The organism is Hymenobacter piscis (genome assembly GCF_018760735.1).
Classification (GTDB): Bacteria; Bacteroidota; Bacteroidia; order Cytophagales; family Hymenobacteraceae; genus Hymenobacter; species Hymenobacter piscis.
The window spans coordinates 212,186-229,551 of record NZ_JAHHZN010000001.1 but is presented as its reverse complement, the minus strand read 5'-3'; the positions used below and the strand labels follow the sequence as shown (position 1 = coordinate 229,551).

Here is a 17,366-nt window from a genome sequence, read left to right as displayed (position 1 = left end):
TTCGCCTGCTGTCCTCAAAAAGGCTATCCGCTGTCAGCGGATAGCCAAAAGCTCAAAAGACATGGTTTTCTTCTTCACGTTCCTGGGCCTGATTTGGTGCCTGGGCAGCCTTACGGTTTTGGCCTTGTTGCTCACCTGGCGGGAGCGGGCGGCCACCGCGCCGGCCCGCACCCGCCGCCTGCTTACGGTGGTGCTGCCCGCCGCCGCCCTGTTGCTGGGCAGCCTGCTCTGGACCCTGGTCCACGTGATGCTGCTCTGGGGCCCGGGCGCGGCGGCCGTGGCGGGGCGCTGACTTTCTTCTGCCCAAGGTGGATATTAGGTTCTTCGATTAGTATGTCCAGGTGATAATGAGTCAGTTTAATCTTTCCGGTTCAATGTCCGACTTCCGATCGACTACCCACTGTTTACTAGTTGTCGCGGGAGCAATCCTGCTGCTGAGCTTATACCTAATGCTGCCTAAGGACCTACTAACCCAATCTACTTATGGAACAGGCTTGCTACTGCTGGTCGCCGGGCTGAATGTGCTGTTATTCCTAGAGGCTACGCGCCCGCTATGGCGTGGAATCCATCCAAATATCGGTCAGGATATAAGGCGGGTGCTGGTATTGGTGCCTTGCCTGCTGTTCCACCTCCTGACTCCGCCCGGTAGCCTGCTCCTGCTGCTGGCGCTAGCTCTGACTTGATCCTGCTTTTCCAAGTCCATCATGCTCAACCAAACTGCTTCTGCCCCCACTATCTCCCCCGGCCGCGGCTTGGCGGTGCTGCTGGCCGTCTGCGCCCTGCTCTGGACGTGGTGGCAGGTGCCCGGCTGGTACCGCCTCGGCTCCCGGGACGCGGCTGCCCTCGGGGAGCTGGTGCAGTGCTGGCAGCAGCCCTGGCTCCTGGCCCTGCTGCTGACCGTGGCCAACCTGGTGGTGCTCTACCGCGCCACGCTGCCCCTGGCCCTGCCCGCCGCCCCGGCCTCGCTGCTGGACCGGTCCCGCTACCTCGCGGATTTTGTGTTCTGGCTCTGCCTCGTGTTTCACCTGGCTAGTTTGGTTCTGCTGCTGCTCATCGGCAGCGGCGGGCTGGTCCCGGACCCGCTTTGGTTATGAGGCCGGCCGGAACGTGGGCGGAGCCGCTGGGTTGTTTCCTGTGGGCCGTGGTGAGGCCGGCGGTGCCCCGGCTGGGGTGGCTGGTGCTGGGAATCGCCCTATTGAGCTGGCTGAATCTGATTTTTCTGGAGGAACTGTGGCCGCATCATCCGCTGGCCGAAAGCTGGTTTGCTGGTTTGCTGCTGGCCTGTGGCTTCGGGCTGCCGTGGCTGGGGGCGCACACGGCTCAACGGGTGCGGCCCCACCTCCGGCAGCGGTGCTGGCGGGCGCTCTGGCAGCTGGCCGCCTGCGGAGCGTATGCAGTAGCCGCCATGTCGACGGGGCTGCTCGCACTCGGATTGTTGCTTGGGCTGCTGAACTAGCGCCAACATCCGGTGCCGTGCCCGCCTCGGCGGTCGGCTAATAGGGTATCACGATACGGCCCACCTGGCGGCCAGCCGGCCCGGCTCCGGCCCCCTGTTAGCATGACCGTAAGTACCAGCCCGCGCGCAACTGGTATATTTGCGGCTCCGTTGCCGGGTTGCCCGGCCGCGCCCGCCTCACTGCGCCCCGCATGTCCGCTTCCAAGCCGTCGAATACTCCGAATTCTTCTTCCCCAGTTCAGCCGGTCCGGCGCTGGCCCAACCGACTTTCCCGGCTGTTGTGGGCCGGTTTTACGCTGGGGGCGGGCCTGTTTCTGCTGTACCCGATTCTGGTGAGCATGAACTTCATGTTCCTGTTCGGCAAGTCGCCGAGCCTGGAGGAGCTGGAGAACCCGCGCGTGGAGCAACCCTCCCAGGTATTCACCGCCGATGGGGTGCTGCTGGGCCGCTACTTCCGCGAAAACCGCAGTCCGGTGCCGCTCAGCAAGATGTCGCCCTGGCTCATTAAGGCGCTGGTGGCCACCGAAGACGTGCGTTTCGAGGACCACGCCGGCATCGACCCCATTGCCATTGCCCGGGCCGTGGCTGGGGTAGCCACCGGCGGCAGCGGGGGCGGGGGCTCCACCATCACCCAGCAGCTGGCCAAAAACCTCTACAAAACCCGTCGTAAGGAAAATACCGGCCTGCTGGGCCACGTGCCGCTGGTGGGCACCATTATCAGCAAAACCAAGGAGTGGCTCACAGCCGTGGAGCTGGAGCGCCGCTACACCAAAAACGAGATTCTGGCCCTCTACTTCAACACCGTGGAGTACGGCTCCCAGGCCTACGGGGTGAAGGTGGCCGCCAAAACGTTCTACAGCACCGCCCCCGATTCGCTCACCATCGAGCAGGCCGCCATGCTGGTGGGCATGCTCAACAACCCCACGGCTTTCAACCCCCGCTTTCACCCCGAAGCCGCCAAGCGCCGCCGCGACCTGGTGCTCACGCGCATGGGCCAGGCCGGCGTACTCACGGCCGCCCAGGTACAGGCTCAGCAGGCCACCCCCATTGCGTTGCAGTATCAGGTAGAAAAGCACGTGGACGGCCCCGAAACCTACTTCCGGAGCGCCGTGAGTCAGAAAGCCAACGAGTGGTGCCGCAAAAACGGCTACGACCTCTACCGCGACGGTCTGCGCGTGTACACCACCATCGACTCCCGCATGCAGGGCTACGCCGAAGAAACGGTGCAGAAGAAGATGAAGACCCTGCAACGGTCCTTCGACAACTTCTGGCGTAACCGCGGCTCCGACCCCTGGGTGGACGAGGACGGCAAGGTGATTCCCGACTTCATCGAAACCCAGATGAAGCGCACCCAGCAGTACAAGCGCCTGGCTGCCCAGTACCAGGGCCGCCCCGATCTGCTCGATTCGGCCCTGCACCGCAAGCGGCCCATGAAGGTGTTTACCTGGAAGGGCGACGGCGACACGACGCTCATGCTCTCCCCCCTCGATTCGCTGGCCTACTACAAGCACTTCCTGCACGTGGGCATGATGACCATGGACCCCTTCACGGGCCAGATCAAGGCCTGGGTGGGCGGCCTCAACCACCGCTTTTTCCAGTACGACCACGTGCGCCAGGGCAAGCGCCAGGCCGGCTCCACCTTCAAGCCCTTCGTGTACCTGACGGCCCTCGACAACGGCTACGCCCCCTGCGACCGGATCCGGGACGAGCGCGTGACCATCAACTACGTGGAGAACGGCCAGCCCATGGAGTGGAAGCCCGATAACGTAACCCGCGAGTACACCGGCATGAACATGACCCTGCGCTACGCCATGGCCCGCTCGGTAAACTCCGTGACGGCCCAGCTCACCGAGAAAGTGGGCTGGGACAACGTGGCCAAGTACGCCCACAAAGTCGGCATCCGCAGCAAGCTGCTGCCGGTACCCAGCATCGGCCTGGGTTCGGGCGGGGATGTGAGCGTGTACGAGATGGTGAATGCCTACAGCACCTTCGTCAACCAGGGTTTCCGGCCCGAGCCCATGATTATCACCCGCATCGAAGACGCCAACGGCAACGTGCTGGCCCAATTCGACCCCCAGCAGAAGCGCGTGATTCCGGCCGAAACTGCCTGGCTGATGACCTACATGCTGCGCGGCGGCATGGAGGAGCCCGGCGGCACGTCGCAGGCGCTCTGGGAGTATGAGCTCTGGAAGAAAAACAACCAGATTGGCGGCAAAACCGGCACCACCAGCAACTACTCCGACGGCTGGTACATGGGTATCACCAAGGATCTGGTTACCGGCGTGTGGGTGGGCGGCGAGGACCGCAGTATCCACTTTTTCCGCTCGCCTCAGGGCGAAGGCAGCCGCACGGCGTTGCCCATTTTCGGGGCCTACATGGAAAAACTCTACCAGGACCCCGAACTGGATATCAAGATGGGCCCGTTTCCGCAGCCCACGGTTAAAATCAACAAGAAGTACAACTGCGTAACGGCCGAACCCCGCCGCCGTCCCGAGCCCGTGGACAGCATCGTGGTGGACGACCTGTTGGAAAGAATGAACGAGGGCTTGGCCATTCCCGACAGCCTGAAGCTGTAAGCGGCCTTCTTGGGTATGTGAATCAAAAGAGCCCGTACCGCGCAATGACCTGGCGCGGTACGGGCTCGCTCACTTTATGAGCCTGCTCAGGGATGGTGGCGCCCGCGTTGCAGCCCCATTATGGCGGCCAGTAGCCCGGCCGCGGCCAGCGCGGAAAGCAGCTGAAACCAAGTGCGCCAGCCGGTCGCGCCCCGGATTTCGCGGGCCGCTTCCACCGAGTTGGCCCAGGCAATAAAGGCGTCGGCAATGGGTAGCTGCCCTCCCAGGTAGCGTTTGCCGGCCGACGTGGTGAGGGCGGCCCCGAATGTTTCGATGCTGTTGCGCAGGCCCACGGCCGTGGTGGTATCAGCGTAGCGCTGCATGGTGCGGCGGCCCACCAGGGAAGCCGCGCCGCCCACGCCCCAGATGACCGGGCCCGAGTCCACGTCGGTAGTTGAGGGCGCGCCCAGGGCCGCTTCGCGCAGCCCGGGTAAACCCAGACGGTAGGTCAGGAAGTAGCGGCGGTAAATCCGGAACTGCTCATGGGCAAAGGTGGAATCAATTTCGATGAGGAAGTTGAGCAGCTGGCTCTGCGACGAGCCCCGGGCGGCTTCGGCGCTCCGGCCGGTACCGGCCGTGGCCCGGTGCGGCAGCAGCCCCCGGTCATCGAGGTGGGATTTCGCGCGTTGAACCCATTGCCGCCGCAGCCCGCGGTAACGGGTGGGGTAAAGCCGGTCGTGCCAGGCCAAGGCGGCCACGCCCAGCACGCCGTCGGCGGGCCAGGCCGAACCGGGGTAAGACTCCAGGTAGGGGGAGGAACTGGCGGCCAGGGTGCGGGCCAGCAGGGCGCACTGGCGGTGAAAACGGCCCACGTCGGCGGTATCACGGCGGGCGGCGGGCTGGGCGGCCAGGTAGCGTCCCAGCACGTACGCCGACCAGCCCTGGTAAAAGGCGCCGCGGGGCAGCGGCAGGTCGGTATCCTCAAACTGAGCCCGGCCGGCCGGGGACTGAATTTCGCGCAGCGCCCAGCGGGTTTCGGCCAGGCCTTCCTGATAGAGGGCGGCGGTGGGTGGCAGGTGGGGCAGGAGCTCGGCCCAAGCCAGGGCGTAGAGCGCGTGTAAATACACGAAGCCCTCGGGATAGAGCTGCTGCATCTGCGCGCCCGCCCCGTGGTGCAGCGGCCCGCGCAAAAACCGCAGCTGGGCCACCACGTCCTGGTTGAGGGGGGAGCCGGCCGCCGGCGTAAAGTCCGGCCGGTAAAACAGGCGCACATTCAGGTAACCGAGCACCAGCAGCACCAGCACCAGAAACGCCTGGAGTACCCGTCGCATCAGGCCGGGGCGCTACTTGTCCTCGCCGTAGAACGATTCGAGGGCGGGCTTCAGGGTGGAGTACTCGAAGCGGAAGCCCTGGCTGAGTACTTTTTCGGCACTCACGCGCTGGGAGGCCAGCACGATTTCACTCATCTCGCCCATCATCAGCTTCAGGCCGAACTCCGGCACTTTGGGCAATACCAGCGGGCGGTGCAGCACCTCGGCCAGGGTTTCGGTAAACTCCTTATTCGTGACCGGGTGGGGCGCCACGGCGTTGTAGAGGCCGTCGTAGCGGGCGTCTTCCAGGGCCTGGATGAACAGGCGGCACAAATCGTCGAGGTGAATCCAGGACATATACTGCCTGCCCGAGCCCAGGGGCGCGCCAGCCATCATTTTCACGGTACGGGCCAGGGGCACCAGCGCGCCGCCCTCGGGGCTGAGCACGATGCCGATGCGCATGATGGCCGTCCGGATACCGTCTTCGCGCACGTATTCGGCCGCGTTTTCCCACTGCCGGCACACGGTAGCCAGAAAATCATCCGGCGCCGGCGCCGTCTCCTCGGTCAGCAGCTGGTCGTCCCGGTCGCCGTAGATGCCGATAGCCGAAGCCGACACGAAGGCCCGCACGTGGTGCGCAACCTGGCGCAGCTGCTGGGCCAGCAGCTGGGTGCCCGCCAGCCGGCTCGACAGGATTTCGCGCTTGCGCTCCTGGGTCCACTTGCCATCCGAAACGCTGCTGCCGGCCAGGTTGATGATGTAGTCGGCGTAGGGCACGGCGGCCTCATCAATGGTGCCGGCCAGGGGTTCCCAGCGGAAGCTGGGGTAGCGGTTATTACCGGGCGTGCGGCTGAGCAGGGCCACTTCGTAGCCACCATCGATGAGCATTTCGGCCAGCCGGGTGCCAATCATGCCGGTGCCGCCGGTAATGAGAACTTTACGGGACATAGTTTTTCAGTTGCCAGTGTCGGGTTGTCAGTTGTCAGGAAGAAGTCGTTTGTTGTCAGACAGGAGCAGGCCTGCAAGCTAACACAGAGTTGCCTGCCACCACTGGCAACTGGCAACTGGCAACTGGCAACTCATTTCCCGATCAGGCGCAGGAACTCCTGGCGCAGGGCCTGGTCCTGGCCGAAAACGCCGCCGTATTCGGCCGTGAGCGTGCCGCTGCTCGTGTCGTTCACGCCCCGGCTCATCACGCACAGGTGGTCAGCCTCGATGAGCACGGCTACGTTGTCGGTGTGCAGGGTGTTTTTGAGCTCCTCGGCAATCTGGCGGGTGAGGCGCTCCTGCACCTGGGGGCGGCGGGCAAAATACTGCACCACCCGGTTGAGCTTGCTCAGGCCCACCACGTGCTCGCCGGGCAAATACGCCACGTGGGCCTTGCCGATAATGGGCACGAAGTGGTGCTCACAGCAGGAGAAGAGCGTGATGTCGCGCTCCACCAGCATCTGCTGGTACTGGTAGCGGTTCTCGAACAGGCGCACCTCGGGCCGGTGCTCGGGGTTGAGGCCCCGGAACCACTCCTGCACGTACATCTTGGCCACCCGGCGGGGCGTGCCGCTCAGGCTGTCATCGGTCAGGTCGAGGCCCAGCACCTGCATGATTTCGCGGAAATGGCCGGCAATGGCCTCTATTTTTGCCTCGTCACCCAGGGCGAAGGCATCGGGGCGCAGGGGCGTGCGCAGGTCGGCGGGCAGGTGGGCATCAACGGCTGCGGGGCCGTTGGGGCCGGCTGCGGCCGTTGCCGCAGGCACAGGGTTATCCATGGTATTCTACAAAATTGCGTTCGGTCTCGTACAGCGTGACCGATAAAGCCAGCCCATCCTCCAGGTGAGGCCGGAGCCGGTGCCAGATGACTACGGCAATGTTCTCGGCCGTGGGGTTGAGGTCTCGGAAGTCGGCCGTATCCAGGTTCAGATTCCGGTGGTCAAAGGTATCCAGAATCTCCCGCTTTATCAGGTCGCTGAGCCGCTTCATGTCGTACACGTAACCCGTTTCGGGGTCAATGGAGCCGGTCAGGCGCACGATGAGCTCGTAGTTATGGCCGTGGTAATGAGGGTTATTGCACTTGCCAAACGTGGCCTGGTTGCGCTCCTCACTCCAGGCCGGGTTGTGGAGGCGGTGGGCAGCGTTGAAGTGCTCTTTGCGGCAGATGGTTACAGTCATAATCAGCAGCCAACCGCCGGGGATGCGGATTTGTTCGCTACGCCGCCGGGTAAAGCGGTTAGTCTGGTATATATGCCAGTATAAATATTGATATTCTGGTAAAAGGCAGGATTCTTTAAAAAAAACAATCTGGGACCTAGCAACATATAGCGACTCTGGTTAAATTTGATGAGTTGGAAAGTCTCCTACTTAACAGTTTACTCCTGCACATACCCTTTTCTCACCCCTATTTCATCACCCTATGAAACGAGGCCTACTTTTTTCTTTGCTGCTGGTGGTGGCAACCTCGGTGACTAGCCTCGCGCAAAAGTCGCCCGTTGACGAAACGGACATGGCCATCAAGGGCATTCCGCGCAAAGGTCAGCGGGTTTCCATGCAGCTGGACAGCAAGCGCGTAGAGGAATCCTGGAAAAAGCAGCTTGACGAACAGTTCGGCAGCAAAGTAAAGGTTGACAAGGGCGTTTACACGATGGATAACGTGGTAATCGAGTCCATCGCCAAAACTCCGGTCCGCGTGATCAGCAAGGTGGATGCCGTGCCAACCGGCACAACCGTGTGGTGGTCGATTGACCTGGGCAACGCCTACTTGAGCAAGGAGGCTACGCCCGTGCAGTGGAATGCTGCCGAGGGTTACCTCAAGGATTTCGCCCGCAAGCTCTACCGCGAAGACTTGGCCATTCAGGTGGCGACGGCGGAAAAGTCACTCGTACAGTCCCAGGATCAGCACATGGCCGTTATTGCCAAGGCTGATGCCATTAGAAAGGATATCGAGAAGAACAAGCAGAAGAAAATCGAGATTCAGCAGCAGCTGGCCCAGAACGCCGCCGAACTGCAGCAGTTCAACAACCAGGTCGACCTCAACCTGAAGGAGCAGGAAGCCGCCCGCGCCGATATTGTGAACATGCGCGTGGCCCTGGAAGCCGTGAAGGAGCGCCTGAACAAAATTGAGTAGTCGGCCCGCCGAAACGCTCCTACTCTAAAACAAAACGCCCCGCTGGTTAAAACCGGCGGGGCGTTTGCGTTGTGGGGTAGGGCCAATGCCCTTTACTTCATCCAGCGGCGAATCAGTTGGTTTGCCGCTTTCTCATCCTTCCAGCTTACAATGCGGGTTTCGGTGGGGTGGCGGCGGTGGCGAAACCAGAGGGTAAGAAAGTCCCGGACCCGGGGATAATGCCGGTTGAGCGTGGCCCAGTCGGTTGCCAGGGGCAGGATGCGCTGGGCCGGGCGGGCGGGCACAGCCACCACCACGGGTTGCAGGCTGCCCCGGATGTCGAGGGTAAGCAGGGCCACGGGCACCACTTCCTGCACCGTCCCGGCGGGGGCTGCCTCGGCCAGCACCAGCACCGGCAAGGGGCTGCCGGGCTCGGCTTCGGCCGCCCCGGCGCTGGTCCCGGCCACAAACCCCAGGTTGCCCGGGGCGGGCAGAAATTCCACCACGGCCTCCAGGCCCGCGATGCGCCGGGGCTCGAAGGAGTTCGTGGCCGGGTTATAGCGTTGGTCGTGGTTGGTGCCCGCCGGCATCTCCACCACCATCTGGGGCAGCCTGTGCTCCGGCGAAAACGTGGGCAGATCCGCGTAGCGCGGCTGGCAACTGCCCAGGAGCACCAGGCTCAGGAAGACAGGAAGGCGTCGGGGCAACGAGAACATAGCGGAAAAGTATGGGCCGGTAAGCGCAACGGCAACCCCTGACCTGACCAGGCCGGGGCGCACCCCAAACCGCCGGATGCCAGGTAACATGCCGGCTGCCTTATGCCGCCACCACCAGCCGACTCACTTCGGGCCGGCCAGTAACGGCGGATTCGGCTATTGCGCCAGCAGCTCGTTCAGGGCGCGGAAGGGACTGAGCTGCTCGAAGTGGAGTACGAACCGAATCTGGTCGGTAAAATCCTTGCGGCTACCGGGCAGCCCGTTCTGGTACTGGCTGCCGGCCAGGGGCAGGTAGAAGCGCAGGAGATTCTGGCCATTGGGAATGGGCAAAGACAGGGGAACTACCAGCCCGGCATCGTAATAGGCCCGCGAACTGGCGGCGGTGCTCCCGTCGGGTCGGTTCACCAGACCAAAGTCGGCAAAAACGGCCACCGGAACCCGCGGCACATCGGCTTCGAGGCCCAGGGTGGTGAGCCATTGCTGAGTGGCCACCGGCAGGTAGGCCTTGAAGCCCCCGTCCCGGTCGTCGGTTTGGTGGAGCTGGGCGGTGTAGGTGCGGGAAATCTGCTGGCGGTCCAGGAACATCGTCTGACGGCGGTAATCAAAGCTGCCGCTCAGGCCCATGGCAAACGGGCTAGCGGAACCCGAGTTAAGAAACGTGCCCCCGAAAAGCCGGGCCCGCACTTGTTTGTGGGCGTTGTAGTAGCGGCCATACGTGGCCGTGGCCCGCAGCAGCGTGGCATTCTGGCTGGGGTTGTCCACGTCGGCATCCGGCGTGAGCTGGTTGAGCTCCACGTGGCCCGACCAGTTCTGGAGGGTATTGCCGTTGCGGACCCGGTATTCCAGCGTTTGAATGCTGCTGGTTTGGTTGAGGTCCTGATTGCGGATGTTGGTGTTGGCAAATTTCACCAGGTGCTGGGCCCTGTGGTATGCCGAGTGGGGTAGCACCAAGGTCAGGCTGGGCTCAATTTTGCGGTAACGCTCGAAGCGGGTTATCTGGATGCTGGTCAGCAACTGGCGCACCCGGGTGGCGGGCAGCACGTTCAGCGTCAGGCTCCCGATGCCGTTCAGCTCCCGGCGGTTGAAGCTGTACATAGGCATAGCCAGGTAATTGAGCTTTTTGGGCGCCAGCAGGTTGTTGTAGAACGCGGCCCCGAGCATAAACTTGTCGGAAGTGTTGGCGCCCATTACCGGCACCCAGTTGATGAACTGCCGGTCCCAGCGCTCCACGCTGGCCAGGGGGCGCAGCTGCAGCGGCTCCCAGGTCCGGAACGAGCCGGTGAGCTTCATCCGGTCGTCGCGGCGGTTGAGCTGGGGCGTGAGGTAGCCGGCATCCACCACCACGGCCGTTACGCCCGCGGCGCGGAAGTTGAGCTGGGTTTCGTCCTTGGTATCGTCATCGGTGCCTCCGAAGGCGGGCGTCCACTTGGTTTCCAGCACCTGGCCCCGGGCATCGAGGGTGGAAACGGGCACGGCAAACGGGGCAGGTGAGTCGTTGCGGACCAGCACTTTCAACGTGCTGCCTTTCACCAGCAGGTCCGAAAGGGCTGCTTCGTAGTGATTCTGGGTAGTGAGCATCTGCTGGAAGAACCAGCCCAGCTTCTGCCCGCTCACCCGCTCAAACACGGCCTGCATGTCCTCGGGGTAGGGGTGGCGGAACTGCCACTGCTCGTAGTAGGCGTGCATGGCGGCGTCGAACTGCTCCTGCCCGAGGTAACCGGCCAGGTATTTCAGCAGGAACGCCGTTTTCAAGTACACAACGAGGCCGTAGTTGGTGCTACCGTAATCGGCCGAAGTAATCCCGCTCACGGGCTGGTCGAGGCCGCGGGCCGCCGAGGCAGCGAGGGGCAGTTGTTCCAGGGCGGCGGCAGGCAGGCCATCAAGGCCGAAGCTGGTTGACAGCCGACGTGACTTGAGGAGCAGTCCTAGGCCTAAGGAGCCGACATTGTTCGTGTCGAGGGCGGCTACGCGGTTTTCCAGGTAGGTGTTCAGGCCCTCGTCCAGCCAGGCGAAGTCCCGCTCGTTGGAGCCCAGAATACCGTAGAACCAGTTGTGGCCCACCTCGTGCACAATGGCCGAGGGCTGGGTCACGGTCACCATAGGATATTCCATGCCCGAGCCGGCGCTCAGGGCTCCCTCCACGGCCGTGGCCGAGGCGTAGGGATATTCGCCCACCCAGCGCGAGTAGTAGGTGAGGGCGTCGTTCACGTCCTGAAGGCCTTTTAACCACCGCAGTGGGTCGCTGTTGGTGAACATGACCCAGGAGGTCACGGTGCGGCCCGAAGGCAGCGTGACGCCGCTCTTGAGCACGTTGTAGCGCTTATCGGCAAACCAGGCGAAGTCGTGGACGCGGTCCTGCACGTAGCGCAGGGTTTTGGTTTCGGTCGCCGAGGCCGGGAAGCTCAGGTCGGAGCCGAAGTCGTCGGCCGTTTTCTTGGCGGCCCCCACGGCGGCCAGCGAGTCCAGGCGCTGCTGCTCCCCGGGGTTCTGAAGCACGCCGGTAGCGCCCACGGTGTAGTTAGCCGGCAGGGTGATGCGCACGTCGAAGGTGCCGAACTCGGAGTAGAACTCGCCCTGATCGAGGTAGGGCATCGGGTGCCAGCCCTTGCGGTCGTACACGGCCGGCTTGGGGTACCACTGGGTAATCTGGTAGCTCTGGCCCACGTGCCCGAACCGGGAGAAGGAATCCGGAATTTTCACCCGGAAGGGCGTGGTGATGGTAATGCTGGTCCCCGGAGCCAGGGGCCGGGGCAGCACCAGCTTGGCCATGTCGGGGTTGGCGGCGTCGTAGTCGAGACGGGCGGGCTGGCCGTTCACCTGAAACTCCAGCCCATCAATGAAGCCGCGCTGGGCGGGGGTGGCAAACTGGAAAAACCGGTTGCCCTTACGCAGCTGCTGGCGGGCGAAGGCCGTGGTATTGTCGCGGTAGGCGTTGGGCCAGAGGTGAAACCAGAGGTAGGACAGCGCGTCGGGCGAGTTGTTGGTATACACGATTTCCTCCCGGCCCGTGAGCTGGTGCTGCTGGTCGTCGAGGGTCACGTCGATAGCATAATTGGCCTGCTGCTGCCAGCTGGCAGCCGGCTTCTGGGCCAGGGCCGGCAGGGCCAGCAGGCTGAGCAGATAAAGGATTTTCCTCATAAAGAAGGCAAACGCGAAGTACAGAGAGTATTTAGAAGGCAACGAAAGTAGCCTTTCAGGCCGGAAGATGTGCTACAACCTTTCCCCGTTGCCCGCGTTTGCACAGATATTGTTTTCAACCCGCCGCCCTCCGGTGGCCCTACTACTTTTTCCGATGTCCTTCCATAAAATTCCCAAAGACGATACCCAACACCAGGTTCACCTCGATGCCGCCGCCAACCTGCTCGGCAACGACCTGCAGGAGGAAGCCAACCGCGCCGGCCTCGACAACCATTTCCAGCGCTGGATTCAGGACCTCAAGGACGTGGACAACCCCGAGCTGCACCAGATTGTGGTAGACCTCCAGGAGCTGAAAGCCCACTTCGGCAGCGGCACCATTGACAAGGACGTGGTGAGTCGCCTGATGGGCCGCCTCGGCACCAATACCAGCAAGGCCGCCATCTTCGCCGACAACCCCAACACGGCCGAGCGCATTACCAAGCTGGGCGAAGCCCTGAGCGCCGCCTCCAAGCAGGTGCACTCCAACGAAAATACGCCCGCCGAAGACCTCAAGCAGGACTCGGCCCAGAACAACTAAGAACGCCGCCGTGCCTTCTGCCCTGAAAAAGCCCCGCCTTCTGGATCCAGACGGCGGGGCTTTTTCAGGTGATCCAACAACACGAAAAAGCCGGCTCCCCGCGAGGAGAGCCGGCTTTTGTAGGCTATAAAGCGAAGCGGACCTAAGCGGCCGCTACTTCTTTGGGGGCGTTCAAGCGACGCTCCTTGATACGAGCAGCTTTGCCCGAGAGGCCACGCAGGTAGAACAGACGAGCGCGACGTACTTTACCGCGACGCAGCACCTCGATCTTCTCGATGTTGGGCGACAGCAGGGGGAAAATACGCTCCGTCCCGATCTGGTTGGAGATTTTACGCACGGTGAAGGTTTCGCCGTTCGAGTTGCTGTTTTTGCGCTGGATTACCACGCCCTGGAACTGCTGAACGCGCTCCTTGTTGCCCTCGCGAATCTTCACGTGGACGTTGATGGTGTCACCGGCGGCAAATTTGGGGAAGCTGGCGCGGCGCTCCTGGGATTCCTGCTGAATAAAATCGAGTAGTACGCTCATGGCTGGAAAAACTGTAAAGGACGGTCGCGCCGCCCCAAGGGGTTTCGGGTAAAGAGGCGCAAATATAGCGCTCTATTTTTAGATTGTGAAATGGTGAATTAGAGAAATGATGAGTTTGTTGTTTAATCGGTCCTGATTGCGCATGTAGCGCGGGCCAGAACGTAAAACTCACTATCTCACCACCTCACTATTTCACCGCAGCAAGTCCGGGCGGCGCTGTTGGGTGCGTTCCAGGGCTTGCTCGTGGCGCCAGACGTCTATTTTCGGGGTGTTGCCCGAAAGCAGGATGTCCGGTACCGGGTGGCCGCGCCATTCGGCGGGCCGGGTGTACACGGGCGGGGCCAGCAGGTTGTCCTGAAACGAGTCGCTCAAGGCCGATTCCTCGTTGCCCAGCACGCCAGGCAACAGCCGCACTACCGCGTCCACCAGAATGGCCGCGCCCAGTTCGCCCCCGCTCAGCACGTAGTCGCCCACGCTGATTTCGTGGGTGATGTATTCCGTGCGGATGCGCTCATCCACGCCCTTGTAGTGCCCGCAGAGCAGCAGCAGGTTGCCGGCCAGGGAAAGCCGGTTCACCAGCGGCTGGCGCAGGGTTTCGCCGTCGGGCGTAAGGTAGATGATGGCATCGTAGGCGCGTTGGGCCAGCAGCTCGTCGAAACAGGCCGCAATGGGTTCCACGCGCAGCACCATGCCGGCTCCGCCCCCGAACACGTAATCGTCAATCTGCCCGTGCTTGTTGATGGCGTACCGACGCAGGTCGTGCAGGTGAATTTCGGCCAGCCCCTTGTCCTGGGCGCGCTTCACGATGGAGTGCGCAAAGGGGCTGACCAGCAAATCCGGCTGGCACGTGACAATGTCGATCCGCATGGGTGAACGGTTAGGCCGCGGACTCGTCATCCGGCTCCTCCTCCTGCTGGGAGGAAGGCGTCAGATACACGTCAAGCAGGCCCTCGGGCAGTTTCACGAAGAGCTGGCGCGTGGCCTGGTCGGCGCGGCGCACCAACTCGTCCACCACCGGAATCAGGACTTCCTGCTCCTGGTAGCGCATGCCCAGTACGTCCTGCTTGGGCAGCTCGTAGAAGGTTTCTACCACGCCCAGCTGGCCCAGTTCCGCGTCCACCACAGTGTATCCTATCACGTCGTGGAAGTAGAACTGGTCGTCCGCCAGGGCCGGCAACTCGGCCAGGGCGCGCCAGAGCTTGGCGTTGCGCAGAGGCTCCGCGTCCTCAATCCGGTCGATACCGCGCAGTTTCAGCAGCACTTTGTTATCGGTCTGGGGCTGAAACTTCTCGACCTCGTGGGCCACCAGCTTGCCCGGCGCCGCCGGGAATTCCAGCAGCACCGATTTGAGCTGGCGGTAGTCGGCCAGGTTGTCCACGTCGAAGAAAGCCACCACGAAGCCTTTCAGGCCGTGGGGCTTCCCGAGGGAGCCCAGTTGGTAGCAGTCGTCGAGGGTCATGAGTGGGGGAGTTAGAAAGTCAAAAAGTTGAGAAGTCAGCAAGTTGGGAATTCCGGTCAACTACCCCGATGGGCCGTCAGAGCGACTTCTCAACTTGCTAACTTCTCAACTTACTAACTAGCCTTAGGCGCCGGCTTCTTCGGTGGCGGCGTCGGCCGAAGCTTCGGCTTCCGTGGTTTCGCCTTCGGCCTCAGCGACGGGAGCCGGAGCGTTGGCAGCCTCGATGGCGGCCTGCTTGGCGCGCTGGGCTTCAGCGCGGGCTTCCTTCACCTTGGTTTCGGCGGCCAGACGCTCCTTGCGGGCATCGTCTTTGGCGGTGCCGAGGGTGGTGCGCTTGCCTTCGATTTTGGCGTCTTTCTGGTCTTTCCACTCGGTGAAGCGCTGGTCAGCGGTTTCCTGCGAGATGGCGCCTTTAATTACGCCAAGCTGCAGGTGCTTGCGGTATAGCACACCCCGGTAAGAAAGCATGGCCCGAACCGTGTCGGTGGGCTGGGCACCCTTCATGATCCAGTCGAACGCCTTATCGCCATCGAAGTTGATGGTGGCGGGGTTGGTCTGGGGGTTGTAGGTGCCGATTTTCTCGATGAAGCGGCCATCACGCGGAGCGCGGGAGTCGGCAACAACGATATCGAACTGAGCGGCCTTTTTGCGGCCGCGACGGGCGAGGCGGATTTTAACTGCCATAAACCGGGTTGGTTAAGCGACGCATCCCGTGCGTCTGGTTGAAAATGAGGTGCAAAGGTACACACTATTCCGCAGATAAAATGGCAGCGCTTATTATTTAGCCGCAGCCGGCCCCGGCCCCTTTCGCATGGGCCAAGGTTGGTCCCGATTCGGCCGGCAGCCAAGGCTTGTAGGTTAGGAGGCGCCGGTTTAAGTTTGGATGCCGGTCGGGGCTTGTTCCTGTCGGGTGAGCCAACGGTATTTCTTCCCGGCTGCCGAAAGACGCCGCCGGGCCAGCGCCTTACCTGCTAAGTGCTTATGCTATGCTGACTATTGTACGGGCCCTGCTAGGGGTGCTTGGTACGGCCGCCCTGACGGCGGGCGCCCCGCGGGTTTGCTCCGCAGCGAAACCGCCCGCTCTTGGGCCGCCGGTTGCTGTCGATTCGGTCCTGGTGCTGCGGGGACGGGTATTTGATGGTACGGGCCGGCCGGCCCTGGAGCACGGCGTGGTGGTTATCCGGGATGGCCGCGTGGTAGCCGTGGGGCCGGCCGGCAAGGTGCAGGTGCCCGGCGCGGCCCGGGTTATCGAGGTGGCCACGGGCACTATTCTGCCCGGCCTCATCGACCTGCACCAGCACCTGCGGCCGCAGTACGCGGCCTGGCTGCTGCCGGCGGGCATTACCACCGTCCGGGATGCCAACAATACCCTGGACGTATTGCAGCAGGCCCGCGCTATCCGGCCATTTGCCCCGCGCATTCTCTACAGCGGCCCCCTGCTTGATGGGCCGGACACCTTCTTTCGGAGCCTGCTGGGCGCCTACGGTACCCCCGATTCCGTGCTGACGACGCTGGTCCGGCCGGCTACCGCTGGCCCGATCCGGGAAGTGATGGTGCTGCAGGCCGCCACGCCCGAACAGGCCCGAGCGGCCGTGGATAGCCTGGCGGCGCACGGCGCTACCGTTGTCAAGCTCTATGAACAACTCGCCTGGCCGGTCTACCAGGCGGCCGCAGCACAGGCCCGGCGACGGCGCCTGCCCGTCATGACCGATTTAGGCATGGAAACCACTCGGGGGCTCAGCAAGGCGCAGGTAGATGCCCGCCAGGCCATGCAGGCCGGAGTTGGCAGCATCGAGCACGCCAGCGGGTACGCGCTGGCCTACCAGCGGCTAGGCGGCGACCCTACCCGGGAACCTTTCGACGACCGGCTGCTGGATCAGCTGGCCCGCGAAACCGTCCGCCGCCGCGTCGCCCTGGTGCCTACCCTGTCGGCCTTTTATGCCGGTATTGCACCCGATTCGAGCAGACGCATTGCGGCCTTGCCCGGGGGCGACCGGGTGCCGCCCCCGATGGTGCAGTTCTTTGAGCAGCAGCTCCAGGGGTTCCGGCGCGAAACCGTTCACAAAGCCTCCCTGGCTGATTTCCACCTGGCGCAGGCCCTCACGCGGCGCATCCAGCAATTGGGGGGGCTGATCGGGGCCGGGACTGATGCCCCGGCCGGGGCCTACAATCTGCCGGGCGGGGGCCTGCACCGGGAGCTGGCTTTGCTGGTAGAAGCCGGCCTGACGCCCGCTCAGGCGCTGTACGCGGCCACCGGCGGGGCCGCCCGCATTCTGCGCCAGCCCACGCTGGGCACGCTGCAGCCCGGGCAGGTAGCCGATGTGCTGGTAGTAGAAGGCAACCCCACCCAGGATATCCGCGCCACCCGGGCCATTCGCCACGTCATCCAGCAGGGGCGCGTACTACCGCTGACCGAGCTGATAAAGCAGGCTACAACGGAAGAAGGCTCCCTGCCGGATTAAGCAGCACTGACAAGGCATAGCCGGATTTGATGCAAAAAAAGCCTGCTCCGGACTCCGGAGCAGGCTTTTT

The 17,366-nt window shown here is 63.1% G+C and carries 17 protein-coding genes; 7 read left to right on the top strand and 10 right to left on the bottom strand.

What is annotated here, in order from left to right:
- Window positions 1–61 precede the first annotated feature (61 nt).
- From KLP40_RS00975 to KLP40_RS00960, 4 genes are all read left to right on the top strand, one after another.
- The gene (locus tag KLP40_RS00975; protein ID WP_215591635.1) at window positions 62–292 is read left to right on the top strand and encodes a hypothetical protein; all 231 of its coding nucleotides are present in this window, start codon (window positions 62–64) and stop codon (window positions 290–292) included.
- A gap of 412 nt (window positions 293–704) precedes the next feature.
- Entirely contained in the window at window positions 705–1,094 is a 390-nt protein-coding gene (locus tag KLP40_RS00970) for a hypothetical protein (protein WP_215591634.1), read from the top strand.
- Between the two features lie 101 nt (window positions 1,095–1,195).
- Window positions 1,196–1,456 (top strand): hypothetical protein, encoded by a 261-nt coding sequence (locus KLP40_RS00965; RefSeq protein WP_215591633.1) that lies wholly within the window; start codon window positions 1,196–1,198, stop codon window positions 1,454–1,456.
- 191 nt (window positions 1,457–1,647) lie between these two features.
- A complete protein-coding gene (locus tag KLP40_RS00960; protein WP_246558570.1) occupies window positions 1,648–4,032 on the top strand; it encodes a transglycosylase domain-containing protein in 2,385 nt (794 codons plus the stop codon).
- A gap of 86 nt (window positions 4,033–4,118) precedes the next feature.
- Here KLP40_RS00960 and KLP40_RS00955 read toward each other — a convergent pair whose 3' ends face one another.
- The 4 genes from KLP40_RS00955 to KLP40_RS00940 all read right to left on the bottom strand — a co-directional run bounded on the left by KLP40_RS00955 (window position 4,119) and on the right by KLP40_RS00940 (window position 7,487).
- Window positions 4,119–5,342 (bottom strand): hypothetical protein, encoded by a 1,224-nt coding sequence (locus KLP40_RS00955; protein ID WP_215591631.1) that lies wholly within the window; start codon window positions 5,340–5,342, stop codon window positions 4,119–4,121.
- Between the two features lie 12 nt (window positions 5,343–5,354).
- A complete protein-coding gene (locus tag KLP40_RS00950; RefSeq protein WP_215591630.1) occupies window positions 5,355–6,269 on the bottom strand; it encodes a TIGR01777 family oxidoreductase in 915 nt (304 codons plus the stop codon).
- Between the two features lie 131 nt (window positions 6,270–6,400).
- Complete coding sequence (folE, locus tag KLP40_RS00945) at window positions 6,401–7,087, bottom strand: GTP cyclohydrolase I FolE (protein ID WP_215591629.1); 687 nt, start codon at window positions 7,085–7,087, stop codon at window positions 6,401–6,403.
- Window positions 7,080–7,487: a 6-pyruvoyl trahydropterin synthase family protein gene (locus KLP40_RS00940; protein ID WP_215591628.1), complete on the bottom strand. Its 408-nt coding sequence runs from the start codon at window positions 7,485–7,487 to the stop codon at window positions 7,080–7,082. The genes folE and KLP40_RS00940 overlap by 8 nt, the downstream gene beginning before the upstream one ends.
- Before the next feature lie 241 nt (window positions 7,488–7,728).
- Here KLP40_RS00940 and KLP40_RS00935 point away from each other — a divergent pair, with 241 nt between their 5' ends.
- Window positions 7,729–8,439 (top strand): DNA repair ATPase, encoded by a 711-nt coding sequence (locus tag KLP40_RS00935; RefSeq protein ID WP_215591627.1) that lies wholly within the window; start codon window positions 7,729–7,731, stop codon window positions 8,437–8,439.
- A gap of 92 nt (window positions 8,440–8,531) precedes the next feature.
- On the opposite strand, the gene KLP40_RS00930 is transcribed toward KLP40_RS00935, so the two are convergent.
- Together KLP40_RS00930 and KLP40_RS00925 are read right to left on the bottom strand one after the other, a co-directional pair.
- Window positions 8,532–9,125 (bottom strand): inorganic diphosphatase, encoded by a 594-nt coding sequence (locus KLP40_RS00930; RefSeq protein WP_215591626.1) that lies wholly within the window; start codon window positions 9,123–9,125, stop codon window positions 8,532–8,534.
- Window positions 9,126–9,290: 165 nt separating this feature from the next.
- Window positions 9,291–12,272: a M1 family metallopeptidase gene (locus KLP40_RS00925; RefSeq protein ID WP_215591625.1), complete on the bottom strand. Its 2,982-nt coding sequence runs from the start codon at window positions 12,270–12,272 to the stop codon at window positions 9,291–9,293.
- A gap of 154 nt (window positions 12,273–12,426) precedes the next feature.
- On the opposite strand from KLP40_RS00925, the gene KLP40_RS00920 reads away from it, so the two are divergent.
- Entirely contained in the window at window positions 12,427–12,849 is a 423-nt protein-coding gene (locus KLP40_RS00920; protein ID WP_215591624.1) for a hypothetical protein, read from the top strand.
- Window positions 12,850–12,991: 142 nt separating this feature from the next.
- Here the strand turns inward: KLP40_RS00920 and rplS are convergent, their stop codons facing one another.
- The 4 genes from rplS to KLP40_RS00900 form a co-directional block, all read right to left on the bottom strand.
- Window positions 12,992–13,375 (bottom strand): 50S ribosomal protein L19, encoded by a 384-nt coding sequence (gene rplS / locus KLP40_RS00915; RefSeq protein ID WP_215591623.1) that lies wholly within the window; start codon window positions 13,373–13,375, stop codon window positions 12,992–12,994.
- Window positions 13,376–13,567: 192 nt separating this feature from the next.
- Window positions 13,568–14,242 (bottom strand): tRNA (guanosine(37)-N1)-methyltransferase TrmD, encoded by a 675-nt coding sequence (gene trmD / locus KLP40_RS00910; protein WP_215591622.1) that lies wholly within the window; start codon window positions 14,240–14,242, stop codon window positions 13,568–13,570.
- A 10-nt stretch (window positions 14,243–14,252) separates the two neighbouring features.
- Entirely contained in the window at window positions 14,253–14,834 is a 582-nt protein-coding gene (gene rimM, locus KLP40_RS00905) for a ribosome maturation factor RimM (protein ID WP_215591621.1), read from the bottom strand.
- Window positions 14,835–14,957: 123 nt separating this feature from the next.
- Entirely contained in the window at window positions 14,958–15,518 is a 561-nt protein-coding gene (locus KLP40_RS00900; protein ID WP_215591620.1) for a 30S ribosomal protein S16, read from the bottom strand.
- Window positions 15,519–15,820: 302 nt separating this feature from the next.
- On the opposite strand from KLP40_RS00900, the gene KLP40_RS00895 reads away from it, so the two are divergent.
- Complete coding sequence (locus KLP40_RS00895; protein WP_215591618.1) at window positions 15,821–17,296, top strand: amidohydrolase family protein; 1,476 nt, start codon at window positions 15,821–15,823, stop codon at window positions 17,294–17,296.
- Window positions 17,297–17,366: the final 70 nt, after the last annotated feature.

Bases quoted from the DNA above. Each gene is read 5' to 3' on its own strand.
- KLP40_RS00960 (WP_246558570.1), top strand. From the start codon at position 1,648: ATGTCCGCTTCCAAGCCGTCGAATACTCCGAATTCTTCTTCCCCAGTT.
- rplS (WP_215591623.1), bottom strand. From the start codon at position 13,375: ATGAGCGTACTACTCGATTTTATTCAGCAGGAATCCCAGGAGCGCCGC.
- KLP40_RS00950 (WP_215591630.1), bottom strand. From the start codon at position 6,269: ATGTCCCGTAAAGTTCTCATTACCGGCGGCACCGGCATGATTGGCACC.
- KLP40_RS00940 (WP_215591628.1), bottom strand. From the start codon at position 7,487: ATGACTGTAACCATCTGCCGCAAAGAGCACTTCAACGCTGCCCACCGC.
- KLP40_RS00920 (WP_215591624.1), top strand. From the start codon at position 12,427: ATGTCCTTCCATAAAATTCCCAAAGACGATACCCAACACCAGGTTCAC.
- trmD (WP_215591622.1), bottom strand. From the start codon at position 14,242: ATGCGGATCGACATTGTCACGTGCCAGCCGGATTTGCTGGTCAGCCCC.
- KLP40_RS00935 (WP_215591627.1), top strand. From the start codon at position 7,729: ATGAAACGAGGCCTACTTTTTTCTTTGCTGCTGGTGGTGGCAACCTCG.
- KLP40_RS00900 (WP_215591620.1), bottom strand. From the start codon at position 15,518: ATGGCAGTTAAAATCCGCCTCGCCCGTCGCGGCCGCAAAAAGGCCGCT.
- KLP40_RS00925 (WP_215591625.1), bottom strand. From the start codon at position 12,272: ATGAGGAAAATCCTTTATCTGCTCAGCCTGCTGGCCCTGCCGGCCCTG.
- folE (WP_215591629.1), bottom strand. From the start codon at position 7,087: ATGGATAACCCTGTGCCTGCGGCAACGGCCGCAGCCGGCCCCAACGGC.
- KLP40_RS00975 (WP_215591635.1), top strand. From the start codon at position 62: ATGGTTTTCTTCTTCACGTTCCTGGGCCTGATTTGGTGCCTGGGCAGC.
- KLP40_RS00970 (WP_215591634.1), top strand. From the start codon at position 705: ATGCTCAACCAAACTGCTTCTGCCCCCACTATCTCCCCCGGCCGCGGC.
- KLP40_RS00895 (WP_215591618.1), top strand. From the start codon at position 15,821: ATGCTGACTATTGTACGGGCCCTGCTAGGGGTGCTTGGTACGGCCGCC.
- rimM (WP_215591621.1), bottom strand. From the start codon at position 14,834: ATGACCCTCGACGACTGCTACCAACTGGGCTCCCTCGGGAAGCCCCAC.
- KLP40_RS00955 (WP_215591631.1), bottom strand. From the start codon at position 5,342: ATGCGACGGGTACTCCAGGCGTTTCTGGTGCTGGTGCTGCTGGTGCTC.